This is a genomic window from Roseibium sp., from assembly GCF_025698965.1.
Taxonomy (GTDB): domain Bacteria; phylum Pseudomonadota; class Alphaproteobacteria; order Rhizobiales; family Stappiaceae; genus Roseibium.
In genome coordinates this window covers 1-11,135 of record NZ_JAILWL010000199.1, presented here as the reverse complement: position 1 = coordinate 11,135, position 11,135 = coordinate 1, and the positions used below count along the sequence as shown (strand labels likewise).

Sequence of the window (11,135 nt, the reverse complement as noted above, 5' to 3'; positions counted from 1 at the left end):
CCGAGCAGAGCCATCTCGTCACCGGTCAAAACCCTACCGACAAGGCTCTGATCGAGCGCGCGCACGGCAACGTCTTTCAATGACCCGGCTTCAACCATTTCTTTGTTGAATTGAAACAAACCGCCATTGTTGTGGAAGGCTCCGCCGCCTTCATATTGATAACTTCCGGTTATGGCTGCAATGGATGCAGCGGCGTGCATGCCAACGGCGCCATTGCGCGAGCGCGTAAAGCCGTATCCGAGCCGGAAGAATGTCTTTTTCACCTCACCGACAAGCTTTGCCACTTCCTCGATTTGCGCCACTTCGAGGCCGGTTATTCCTGCGGCCCATTCAGGCGATCTGGACCTGAGGTGGGTTTCCAGTTCGCCCGGGCAATCAGTGTATTTCTCGAGATATTTTCGGTCGGCATAACCGTCACGGAACAGGACATGCATGATCGCACAGGCAAGTGCCGCATCTGTTCCGGGCTTCAGGATGAGGCCGATATCGGCCTGTTTCATCGTTTCCGTCTCGTAGACATCGACGACGATAATCCGCGCACCACGTTTTTTCCTGGCGGCAATTGCATGGGTCATTACGTTGACCTGAGTTGCCACCGGGTTTGTGCCCCAGATGATGACCTGATCGGATCGCGCCATTTCGCGCGGATCCGGCCCGGTCAGACGGCCGGTTCCGGCAACATAGCCGGTCCAGGCCATATTTGTGCAGAAACTGTCGAACTGGCGTGAGTAACCCTTGGCATGGCGCATCCGATGAATACTGTCCCGCTGCACCAACCCCATCGTGCCGGCGTAGAAATACGGCCAGATACTCTCTGCTCCGAATTCCGCCTCGGCCGTCAGGAACTTGTCGGCAATCAAGTCAAGAGCCGTTTCCCAGGTGATTTCCTCAAAACGGCCCTCCCCCTTCCTGCCTACGCGGCGCATGGGCTTGAGCAGACGTTCCGGGTGATAGAGACGCTCCGGATAGCGCGCAACCTTGGCGCAGATGACACCAGCTGTATAGTCATTGTCTCTTGCACCGTTCAGACGCCGAACATCGCCGTGGGGATAGAAATGCACGTCCAAAGCGCAAGACGACGGGCAGTCATGCGGACAGGCGGAAAAAGTGCTTTTTGGCGGCTGCTGGTTCATCTTGGTCCGTTCTTCGGGCAAAAGAATTTACAGCCTTATGAAGACCAAAGAGAGGCGCCGTCAAGCGCCTCTCCGTCAACTCTTGGTGCTGTTGTCTTCGCTCAACTGCCGCTGCAGGGCGCTCGGCCACCCGGGCGACCGCCAGCTTGCGGTCCATGCCCCTGCCCGCGTCCCGGGCCGCGTCCTGCGCCGGGAGGTGGCGGACGACCACCGGGAAGGAACCGCGGGCGCTGGCCACCTTGTGCCTGAATTAACCGAAGAGCGGTATCACTGTTATCGGTCATGGCCGCAAAATCGATTGTCGGCGAACTTTCACCTGTCCCGAATTCAGCGCGCTGACCGCGCCCCTTCAGACGGGAGAAACTTGAATCCGGCGATCCCATCCAGCAACGCGGGATAAACGGAAACGTGTCGGTCAACACATAATGATACGTTCCATCCGGAAACTCAGGAGTGACCGCGAAACGTCCGTTGCACTGGTCAAGATCACCAGATCCTACAACATAGGCCCAGTCCTGCGTGAATTTTCCGTCGTAATTTCCGCCTGGGCCACTGGGGCGGGTGCCGTTCTTGATCCGGTAACTGCTCTGAAGCTTTTTCATTCCGGATTTCTTTCCGGGGTCGGAGTAGCCGTACTGGCCATAGACCGGGAAACCGTCGGCTGCATATCCGATCATCGCGGGCACCGAGTTGCCACCACTTGCGGCCAGTACGCCAGTCGGAATGCCGTGATAGTGATAGGTCCCATCCGGCTGAACATGCGCATTGTATTTGTCGAGGCCGAGCTTGCATGCCCCGCCCAGCGCCTCGTAATTCCAGCCGGATCGTCGATTGTTCTGCCAATACTCAGCAGTTCCCGGGTCCATGACTACGCCGTTGGTGGCAATCCCGAATACTGCCCCTTGGGCAGGAGTTGCGCGACCGTTTTTGCGTGGATTTACCGGTACTTTCAAATTGTAGTTCTTTTTGGAAATGCTATGCGGGTTGTTGCGGTTCGGAAATCTTCCCGGAGCCTTGTTCGGATATCCGTTTGCACGAATATGCCGCGTCGTGCCATCGACTGAAATATCTGCAGACGCATCGGCCTGAGGGATCAACAGGTCCCAGATCTCATCGCCAATACTGGCGGGCTCCAACGGTTCTTCACCGGCCAACACTCCATGTGTTTCGTGTGCTGCGGCTGGAACAGCCACCAGCAATCCCGCCAATGCAATTGATAAACGCATCATTTGTCTCCAAAACAAATCACCCAGACATCGCAATAATGATTGGTTTGAGCAGAAACACTGTCTCAGGTCCGTATGAATTTGTATCCTGATGTAACAGCCAGCTTGGCTAATCGGAGCAATTTAGCGCAGACACAAAAAAAGCCGGCCCTGACGGACCGGCTTTCAATTTGCACGAAGCGGCTGGATTTAGCCGACGAGTTCGGTTCCGGAGAACCAAAACGCGATTTCCTCCGCAGCGGTTTCCGGTGCGTCTGAACCGTGAACGGAGTTTTCGCCGATGGAAAGAGCATATTCCTTGCGGATCGTGCCTTCAGCGGCTTCAGCCGGGTTGGTTGCACCCATGACTTCACGGTTCTTTGCGATTGCATTTTCGCCTTCCAGAACCTGAACAACAGTCGGACCGGAAGACATGAACTCGGTCAGCTCACCGAAGAACGGACGCTCTTTGTGAACTGCGTAGAAACCTTCAGCTTCACGCAGGGACATCCAAACGCGCTTGGATGCGACAACACGAAGGCCGGCTTCTTCCAGCTTTGCTGTGATGGCGCCGGTCAGATTGCGCTTGGTGGCATCCGGCTTGATCATGGAAAACGTGCGTTCAATCGCCATGGTTATGTCTTTCTCGGTTAAGAAGCGGTCGGCGGGTTACCTGACCGTAATTCACAAAATTTCGCGGCCTTAATAACGGCGCGCTGCTGCGCCCGCAAGGGGCGCAATGATGACAATTTGATGTTGGAGGCTTTCAGCAAGCAGAATTGTTGCTGGCAAAACACCACCAGATGCATAATCTTCAGCTGTCAGTTTTGGAAGCCCTGCCGGAAGCGGTATGAGTTCCCATTGAGGAAAGAATAAGTTGGCTGCGCTGTTTGCATTGATTTCATCGTACCTTTTCCAGGTTATCACGACGCTCTGGCTTTCACTCGTAGTGGCATCGCCTTCCGTCCCCGCGCAAGACGACATACCAAGTTTCACTGGTCTGGATGAAAGTCTTGCTGCGCTTTCGTCTGATGAGCGCGAAGAACTGCTGGTGTTTGTCGCCGGAAATGTGCTCTTCACGCTCTATCACGAAGGTGGGCACATGCTGATCTCCGAGTTGGAGCTGCCGGTTCTGGCGCAGGAGGAAGATGCGGTCGACAATCTGGCCACCGTATCCATGCTGGCGGCCGACACCGACAACATGGACCTTTTGCTCACGAACGCCATGATCGGCTGGTTCGTGATTGCAGAGGAAGATTATGACAGCCTGATCTTTTATGACGAGCACGACCTGGATCAGCAACGCGGTTACCGCATGCTTTGCCTTATGGTTGGTGCAGATGAAGACATTTTCCTGGAACTGGCTCAGGATCTGGGGCTGCCCGAAGAGCGGATCGAAACTTGCGGGTTGGACTACGAGCAAGCCGCAGACAGCTGGGAAGCCGTTACAGATCCCTTTGTTCGCGATAGCGACACACCCGGCGGAAAAATCGAGGTCGTTCATGAGAGAGCTCCAGCGGGCCACGAATCCATGGCGCTGTTCCTGAAGGAGAGCGGGCTCATGGAACAGGTCGCAAGAGAGCTCGACACATTTTACGACCTACCGGAAAAAGTCACTTTTCGAGCAGCTGCCTGTGATGAGGAAAACGCATTTTGGGACCCTGAAGCTCGCGAGGTCATCCTTTGCCATGAAATGCTCTCCGGTTTTGCGGATGTTTACCTGGACATATTGGCCGAAGATGACTGAGCCTTTTTCCTGTATGTCCCGGGTGCGTCCCCAAATTGCTTCTGAAACTCCCTGTAGAAGTTGGATCGGGTGAGAAAACCCACCTTCTCCTGAATTCGAGTGACCGGTTCGCTTGTTGTCGCCAGGTATCTTGCGGCCTCAAAAAGACGCACCTGGTTGACGAACTGGCTGACATTGCTGCCCGTGTGCTGATTAATCGCCCGGGAAAGATCGCGGTCAGGCACACCAACCCTGCGCGCCAACCGTGTAAGAGATAGTCCTGGATCCTTGTAAAGTTGCTTGTCGATCAGAATCCTGCGCGCTGCATCAACCAGTAATTCACTGCCTTCTGTGTCTTCAGCCGTCCCCTTCCCTTGATTGAGTTGCGCGTACAGCCGCACCTTCAACGAGATGATCACGACGACGAATGCGAGTGCCAGGAACAAAAGGCTGACAACCGAAATTGTTATTGCGGCGGCATCATCGAGTTCCTGAGCAAACAAGAACGCGATAAGCACATCAATCAGCATGGTCGAAATCAGTACAAGGATTGCCAGTCCCAACAGTCGGCGAAGGAGGTCATGCAGATTGGTCGCGACCTCAGACAAGTGATCCGGTCCGAGCCACCAAAGTCGAAAGAGAAGCGCTGAATAGACTGCAAAGCTTGCAGCGATCAAGGCGTCGACGTAACCAACAAAAGGCGCAGGCATAAACATTGCCAGAGTAAACGCAACGGCGATGACTTCATGAAAGGCGACTGCTCGATATGCCTGTGCTCCTGCCTTGGCCATCACTGCAAAGGCCAAGTAAGCCGCAGGCGCGATCCAGACCGGGAGAACCCGCTGTATTGCCAAAAACTCAAGGTTGCCCAAAGCGAAGCGAAACCCGACCAGCACCGCCTCCATCGCCATCAGGCTGAACAACACCAGAAACAACAGCCGCGAGAGCAGAGGCAATCGCTGCCAGGAAAACGCTCCGAGACCCAGGCAGAAAAAAATTGCTGCAAGCAAAAACGAGACGGGAATGCTGATCATCTGAGGCCAATTTGGAAAATGTGCCGACTTTCCTGTCCTTTATCACGTTTGAGGACAGCACAACGACCCTTCGGTTATTGTCAAACAAGCAGTCGCAGCAGCATCTCAAGGCACATCCCGTCCCTTCATTGGAGATCGTCAACATGCGGCAGACTTTTCACACGTTGCGAAATCACATTCTGGCAAGTGTCACCACAGTTCTTGTTATTGCGTCCTCACCCGTCACTGCCACTTTCAGCCAGACGCAAGCCGGGCAAACCGCCGACCAACGCTACGGACCCGGAGTAACCCGGCTGACTGTCGTTGACGAGCGGAGCGATCGGCCGCTAGCCGGAGATATCTGGTATCCAACTTCCACACCGGAAAAGTCCAACCGTGCCGATAAAAGCAAGGTGTGGCAGATGGCTCTTGCGGATCCGGATGGGAACCCCGCCGAAGGTTCTTTCCCTCTCGTCGTAGTGTCGCATGGGATGTACGGCAACACATTCAATCAAGCCTGGCTCGGCTCAGAACTCGCTCGGCGCGGTTTTTTGGTTGCCATGGTCAACCATCCCGGCACAAGCACCTTCCTGCGCGACCCGGACCAGGCACGTGAACTGTGGGAACGACCACGCGACATGACGCGATTGATCACATATCTCATTGAGGACAGTCGCTTCAGCGATAGAATTGATCCAACACGCATTTACGCCGCCGGTCACTCGCTGGGGGGATTTACCGTGTTACTGCTCGCCGGTGCGACATTCGACACGAAACTCTACCGGTCTGCCTGCACCGGGGCGGCTTTGCCGGTCGCCTGCAGTGTGCTTGCCGGATGGTCGATTGCCGAAACCCCTGCCGATCAGAAGCAAATGGAAATGTCCCGCAAGGATCCGCGCATCCTTAAGGTGATCAGCCTTGATCTCGGAGGAACACCCGTTCTGTCTCGTGAAAGCTTGACCATGCTGGATATTCCGGTCTTGGTGCTCGGATCGGAGCGCGGCGATATGCTGAATCAGGAGGTTGAATCACGAGCACTTGCCGCTGCACTTTCTCCTGACAAAGTGCATCACATCGAACTGCCAGACGCCGGACATTTTGATTTTATGGGTATTTGCAAACCGGAGGGATACGAGGTTCTGAGAACTCACGAACCCGGCGATGAAATCGTCTGCATCAAGGGAACTTCGGATCGGGAGCGTCAGCACCAGAGAATTACACAAGAGATCGTGAATTTCCTGGCAAGCTGACTTGCCTGACTGTGGCAAAGCATGTGCAGCTTTGCCACAGCGTCTGTGTGGAAGAAACTCGAAGCCCGCTTTCCTCTTGCATCCTTGGCCCGGGTTCGCCAAACATCCGGCCATGTTACAGATTTCAGACCTAACTTACCGGATCGGGGACCGACTCCTGATCGACAAGGCCAGTGTGACCCTCTCCGGTAAAGCCAAAACCGGACTTGTGGGCCGCAACGGCGCCGGCAAAACAACCTTGTTCAAAATCATCACCGGCGACCTCGCCACGGAAACCGGTTCGGTTCAGACCCCCAAGCGTGCCCGCATCGGTCAGGTTGCCCAAGAAGCTCCCGGCACGGAAGAAACGCTGATGGAGGTCGTATTGGCGGCCGACAAGGAACGCAGCTCGCTTCTGGCTGCAGCCGAAACGGAAACGGATCCGGACCGGATCGCTGAAATCCATACACGCCTTGCAGACATCGGCTCGCATACAGCCGAAGCACGTGCTGGCGCGATTCTATCCGGGCTTGGCTTTGATGCTACGGCGCAGAAACGCCCTTGCTCATCGTTTTCCGGTGGTTGGCGCATGCGCGTTGCACTTGCAGCAGTGCTTTTTTCTGAGCCGGATCTCCTGCTGCTTGACGAGCCGACCAACTATCTTGACCTGGAAGGCACCCTGTGGCTGGAAAACTATGTTGCGCGCTATCCGCATCAAGTGTTGTTGATTTCACACGACAGGGACCTTCTCAACAAGGCCGTCGACAGCATTGTGCATCTGGAACAAGGCAAGCTGACCTACTATTCGGGTGGTTATGACAGTTTCGACCGTCAACGGCGCGAGGCTATGATCCTTGCCGAAAAGGCAAAGGAGAAGCAGGACGCCCAGCGCAAACATATGCAGGCTTTTGTCGACCGGTTCCGTTACAAGGCGAGCAAAGCCCGACAGGCGCAATCACGGCTGAAAATGCTGGAAAAGATGCAACCGATCGCGGCCCTGACCGAAGCGAGCAGCAAGCCGATCCATTTTCCGGATCCCGAAAACCAGCTGGCTCCACCGATCATCAAACTGGAAAACGTCGCCACCGGTTATGGCGATAGCAAAATCCTGTCACGGCTGACGCTGAATATCGATACGGATGACCGGATAGCGTTGCTCGGTGCCAACGGCAATGGCAAATCGACCTTTGCCAAACTGATTTCAGGTCGTCTGGGTGCCATGGATGGTGAGATCACCAAGGCCAGCAAACTCAAGATCGCTTTCTTTGCACAACACCAGCTTGATGAATTGAAACCGGCAGAAAGCGCGGTCGCCCATGTGCGTGCACTCATGCCCGACGCGCCGGAAGCAAAGGTCCGGGCCCGTGTCGCCCGGTTCGGTCTGCCAACGGACCGGATGGACACACCCGCCAAGGATCTTTCCGGAGGTGAAAAAGCACGGCTTCTTCTTGGCCTGGCAACCTTTGATGGCCCTCACCTGCTGATCCTTGATGAGCCGACCAACCATTTGGATATCGACAGCCGCGAAGCGCTAGTCATGGCGCTCAACGATTTTCAGGGTGCTGTCGTTCTGATCAGCCACGACAGGCACCTGGTGGAAGCCTGCGCCGATCGCCTGTGGCTGGTTGCCGACGGCAAGGTCGAGCCCTATGACGGTGACATGGAAGACTATCGCCGGCTGATCCTTCAAGGGCCGGAAGCTGCGCAAAAAGCCCGGGACCGGGCTAGCGAGGAAGCAGACAAGGCCTCGGCGCAGGAAAAACGACGTGAGGCTGCCCAGAAACGCTCTCAGCTGAAACCACTGAAGCAGAAGATCGACGCGGCCGAGAAGGAAATGGCCCGTCTGCAAGAGAAAATCGGCAAGCTGGACGATGCGCTGGCTGATCCGGACTTCTTCACCCGTGAACCGGAACGAGCGACCAAATTCGCCAAGGAACGCGCCTTTTGCGAAAAGAAGCTGGTTAAAACGGAAGAGGAATGGCTTGAGCTGTCGGCAGAATTCGAGGAAGCCAGCTGATGAACGACATCACCACGCTCGGTTTCGATGCGGATGATACGCTGTGGCATAATGAGCGGATGTTCCGTCTGACGGAAGAACGGTTTACAGCCCTGCTTGCAGATTTTACCGACAAGGATCAGTTGAAGGAACGTTTGCTGGCTGCAGAGCGACGCAACGTGCTTCACTATGGATACGGCGTGAAAGGGTTCACCCTTTCCATGATCGAGACCGCGATCGAAGTCACCGACAGGAGAGTTCATGCGGATGTGATCGCGGAAATTCTGGAAGCCGGTCGCGACATGCTTTCGCATCCGGTTGAGCCGTTGCCATATGTGGAAGAAACGCTCGAAGAGCTCAAATCCGATTACAAGCTTGTGCTTATCACGAAGGGAGATCTGTTCGATCAGGAACGGAAAATCACGGTCTCAGGGCTCCACGCTTATTTCGACGGAATTGAAATCGTTTCGGAAAAGACGGCAAGTACCTATGCCACCCTGTTTGCCCGTCACGGCACCGGCGCTGCAGAAGCCATGATGATCGGCAATTCCCTCAAGTCGGATGTCCTTCCAGCGCTGGAAGCCGGCGCCATCGGTGTTCATGTCCCTTACGAAATTACCTGGTCGCTCGAAGAGGCCGATGCCCCGAAATCCTCTGACCGGTTTCACCGGGTCGATCATATCGGCAAGGTGCCGCATCTGCTGGCAAGACTGTCGTAGGTGCGAAAAATCCTTTCTTCCGGATTTGATTAAATTCTGGCGGGTTGTGCTTAGAAAACGTTTGGACTCCCGGTTCAAGATATTAATCCCTGCACGACTCGTCGCGTTGTGGATTGGCGTGGATCCAACGGAATACACTGATGCGAAAAAGGTAACGGCATGCCCTTCACTAAACCCATCATTCTAATACTTGGCGCAATGGCGCTGGTATTGGCACCGGTTCTCACAAATAACCTGTCTTATGCGCCAGTAACCACGGACAAGGCATTTGCGAATAACGGAAAAGGGAATGGGAATGGGAATGGGAATGGGAATGGTGGTAACGGAAACGGAAACGGCAATTCAAGTGGAAAAGGAAATGGAAACAGTTCCAAAGGAAACAATTCCTCTTCGAATTCCGCTTCCAATCAGAGCAACAACGTCTTCAAGAGTTTGAGGGGAAACAAGAAGGCAAAGCACGGAAACGGCAAAGGGCTCAGCAACTTTCTGAATTCTGTTTTCGGAGAACGCACAGAGGCGAAATCTTCCTTGTTCAACCGTCAAAACACTGCGCGTGGAAGTTCAAGCTCGGCAAGTCACCGTTTACCGAAATCCGAACGCGTCAAACTCGCAGACGTGTCTACGCTCCCCCCTACGAGCCCAAAATTGAAGCAAACAAACTTGAACGCGAAGCTTGGACGCCTGAATTCTCTCAACCGAAATTACAACGCCTATATCAACTCCAACAGTCCACACCTTGCTTCGGTAGTTGCCTACGTTGAAGCATCACTGAATTACGAACGATTGAATGAAGATCTTGCAAAGGCAGAGAAAAATCTCGTAGCGGCAAGAACCAACTTTTTCGAGACACTGTCGGATCTCGCAGCCCATGATTCCTTTGCGTATGAAGATCTGACGGCCGATGAATTCGAAGCGCGGCTCTCCGAGGTGGACAAGACGGACACCTCAGATTTCACGGAGAAGCAACTGGCGGCTTACGAGGCTGAAAGAATTGCGCTCAGTGATGCATTGGCTAGCGAAGAATTCAAGGCATTGAGAGATGTAGAAACTACGCTTGCCCAACAACAAGAGGACGTCGACGTACTTGCACAAGACGTATCCGACGAAGCCCTTTCCGAGGCACTTGTTGATATGGCCAATCAAAACAGGGTCCGGCAATATGGCGACGAATATGTCGATGATGAAATGCTGAATTGGGCCAAGCAGGTTCTAGGCGTAGGCGACTATTACGGCAAGATCGACCAAATTCGTGAAGCAACGGAAGTTGAAGAAGAGATTGCAGATCCCTTAGTCACGATAAATGGTGGGAGAGAAAATGAAACGGATTTCGATTCTTCGGAACCCGCACTCAATGGTCTACGCCTGTCGTTGACGGCGAACTAAGGAATATCTGCGACGATTGAAGGCAAACTGTTTTAGGTTGTTTCTTCCACAGGTCCCCCCTGTTTCACCCAATCATTGAAGCCGTCCTTCAGGTGGGCGACTTCAAAGCCCATTTCCTTGAGAGTGGCCACGGTCAGGGCCGAGCGCCAACCGGCCGCGCAGTGGAAAATGAAACGCCTGTCTTCAGCAAAAATTTCCTTGAAATACGGGCTCTCCGGATCGACCCAGAATTCGGCCATTCCGCGCGGGCAGTGAAAACTGCCCGGAATGAAACCGGAATGCTGGCGTTCGCGGATGTCCCGCAGGTCAACAAACTGGACTCGAGGGTCTTCAACGAGTGCAATTGCATCGACCGTCTCTATCTCCTCGATCTGCGCCCGTGCCTTGGCGACCAGATCCGATGATGACATTTTCAGCTTGGTCATCCATTCCTCCTCAAAATACTCAGCCAGGTTAAGCCTTCCGTTCCCAACCACCTGCCGAAGTCTGCTGCCAATAGGCGATTTCGAAACCTTCAGCCTTTGCTTCCTTCCAGCGTTGTCTTGCTTCCAGGACAGCTTCCTGATCGTTGCCGTCGAACATATAGATAGCCCGTTTGTATCCATCGAGCGATGGCGGTGCGGCACGGTCGACAAGAAAACGAACATCCGCATCGTTGGGATTGTCCTGTTCCGCCGTCAGATAAATCGGCTGGTGCTCCGCGTGGCCGTCGTTTTTCGTGCCATGCGGTA

At 54.4% G+C, this 11,135-nt stretch carries 11 protein-coding genes; 5 read left to right on the top strand and 6 right to left on the bottom strand.

The window, feature by feature from the left end; translation table 11 throughout:
* The 3 genes from K5905_RS16675 to ndk all read right to left on the bottom strand — a co-directional run.
* On the bottom strand, positions 1-1,133 hold a 1,133-nt coding region (locus K5905_RS16675), incomplete at its 3' end, for a molybdopterin-dependent oxidoreductase (protein WP_297585873.1).
* 101 nt (positions 1,134-1,234) lie between these two features.
* A complete protein-coding gene (locus K5905_RS16670) occupies positions 1,235-2,359 on the bottom strand; it encodes a YHYH protein (RefSeq protein WP_297585872.1) in 1,125 nt (374 codons plus the stop codon).
* Positions 2,360-2,548: 189 nt separating this feature from the next.
* Positions 2,549-2,971 (bottom strand): nucleoside-diphosphate kinase, encoded by a 423-nt coding sequence (ndk, locus tag K5905_RS16665; protein WP_297585871.1) that lies wholly within the window; start codon positions 2,969-2,971, stop codon positions 2,549-2,551.
* 244 nt (positions 2,972-3,215) lie between these two features.
* Between ndk and K5905_RS16660 the strand changes: the two genes are divergently transcribed.
* Entirely contained in the window at positions 3,216-4,085 is an 870-nt protein-coding gene (locus tag K5905_RS16660; RefSeq protein ID WP_297585870.1) for a DUF4344 domain-containing metallopeptidase, read from the top strand.
* Here K5905_RS16660 and K5905_RS16655 read toward each other — a convergent pair.
* A complete protein-coding gene (locus K5905_RS16655; RefSeq protein ID WP_297585869.1) occupies positions 4,055-5,098 on the bottom strand; it encodes an AraC family transcriptional regulator in 1,044 nt (347 codons plus the stop codon). The two genes, K5905_RS16660 and K5905_RS16655, sit on opposite strands and share 31 nt — an antisense overlap.
* A gap of 143 nt (positions 5,099-5,241) precedes the next feature.
* On the opposite strand from K5905_RS16655, the gene K5905_RS16650 reads away from it, so the two are divergent.
* From K5905_RS16650 to K5905_RS16635, 4 genes are all read left to right on the top strand, one after another.
* Positions 5,242-6,327, top strand: coding sequence for a prolyl oligopeptidase family serine peptidase (locus K5905_RS16650; protein WP_297585868.1), 1,086 nt, complete (start codon positions 5,242-5,244; stop codon positions 6,325-6,327).
* Positions 6,328-6,439: 112 nt separating this feature from the next.
* Entirely contained in the window at positions 6,440-8,323 is a 1,884-nt protein-coding gene (locus tag K5905_RS16645) for an ABC-F family ATP-binding cassette domain-containing protein (protein WP_297585866.1), read from the top strand.
* Positions 8,323-9,021 (top strand): HAD family hydrolase, encoded by a 699-nt coding sequence (locus tag K5905_RS16640; protein ID WP_297585865.1) that lies wholly within the window; start codon positions 8,323-8,325, stop codon positions 9,019-9,021. The genes K5905_RS16645 and K5905_RS16640 overlap by 1 nt, the downstream gene beginning before the upstream one ends.
* Before the next feature lie 198 nt (positions 9,022-9,219).
* Positions 9,220-10,404: a hypothetical protein gene (locus K5905_RS16635; protein ID WP_297585864.1), complete on the top strand. Its 1,185-nt coding sequence runs from the start codon at positions 9,220-9,222 to the stop codon at positions 10,402-10,404.
* Positions 10,405-10,436: 32 nt separating this feature from the next.
* On the opposite strand, the gene K5905_RS16630 is transcribed toward K5905_RS16635, so the two are convergent.
* Both K5905_RS16630 and K5905_RS16625 read right to left on the bottom strand, forming a co-directional pair.
* Positions 10,437-10,829: a rhodanese-like domain-containing protein gene (locus K5905_RS16630; protein ID WP_297585863.1), complete on the bottom strand. Its 393-nt coding sequence runs from the start codon at positions 10,827-10,829 to the stop codon at positions 10,437-10,439.
* A gap of 28 nt (positions 10,830-10,857) precedes the next feature.
* Positions 10,858-11,135, bottom strand: a 278-nt coding sequence (locus K5905_RS16625; protein WP_297585861.1) for a DNA polymerase III subunit chi, incomplete at its 5' end; no start/stop codon positions are given.

Bases quoted from the DNA above. Each gene is read 5' to 3' on its own strand.
- K5905_RS16670 (WP_297585872.1), bottom strand. From the start codon at position 2,359: ATGCGTTTATCAATTGCATTGGCGGGATTGCTGGTGGCTGTTCCAGCC.
- ndk (WP_297585871.1), bottom strand. From the start codon at position 2,971: ATGGCGATTGAACGCACGTTTTCCATGATCAAGCCGGATGCCACCAAG.
- K5905_RS16655 (WP_297585869.1), bottom strand. From the start codon at position 5,098: ATGATCAGCATTCCCGTCTCGTTTTTGCTTGCAGCAATTTTTTTCTGC.
- K5905_RS16650 (WP_297585868.1), top strand. From the start codon at position 5,242: ATGCGGCAGACTTTTCACACGTTGCGAAATCACATTCTGGCAAGTGTC.
- K5905_RS16645 (WP_297585866.1), top strand. From the start codon at position 6,440: ATGTTACAGATTTCAGACCTAACTTACCGGATCGGGGACCGACTCCTG.
- K5905_RS16640 (WP_297585865.1), top strand. From the start codon at position 8,323: ATGAACGACATCACCACGCTCGGTTTCGATGCGGATGATACGCTGTGG.
- K5905_RS16635 (WP_297585864.1), top strand. From the start codon at position 9,220: ATGGCGCTGGTATTGGCACCGGTTCTCACAAATAACCTGTCTTATGCG.
- K5905_RS16630 (WP_297585863.1), bottom strand. From the start codon at position 10,829: ATGACCAAGCTGAAAATGTCATCATCGGATCTGGTCGCCAAGGCACGG.